This window comes from Gemmiger formicilis, from assembly GCF_016901605.1.
Lineage (GTDB): Bacteria > Bacillota > Clostridia > Oscillospirales > Ruminococcaceae > Gemmiger > Gemmiger formicilis_B.
The window spans coordinates 1-289 of sequence record NZ_JACJKP010000598.1 but is presented as its reverse complement, the minus strand read 5'-3'; the positions used below and the strand labels follow the sequence as shown (position 1 = coordinate 289).

Annotated in this window: 1 pseudogene; it reads left to right on the top strand. The window is 60.9% G+C overall.

Annotated features, from left to right (window positions below):
* Positions 1-85: 85 nt before the first annotated feature.
* Positions 86-289 (top strand): annotated as a pseudogene (locus tag H6B10_RS16085) (hypothetical protein); the annotation flags it as partial.

Here is a 289-nt window from a genome sequence, read left to right as displayed (position 1 = left end):
TTCGGCGGCACGGTGGTCCATGATGAGCGCAGAAAGCCTGTGCCCCCTGAAGAAGTAAAGAAATTTGACGTAAAAGGAGCCGACGTTGGCGATCCTGAAATCCGACAGAGAGAAAGAAAAACGCCCGCGTGTGCTGCTGGTGCCGCCGCCCGATCTTCCGGTTCCCGCGGTACAGGGCGGTGCCGTGGAAACGCTGCTGACCCATCTGATCCGTGAGAACGAGCGCCAGGGCAAGCTGGAGCTTTTGTGTGCCAGTGTGCCCGATGATGCGGCCCGCCGTGCCGCCGAA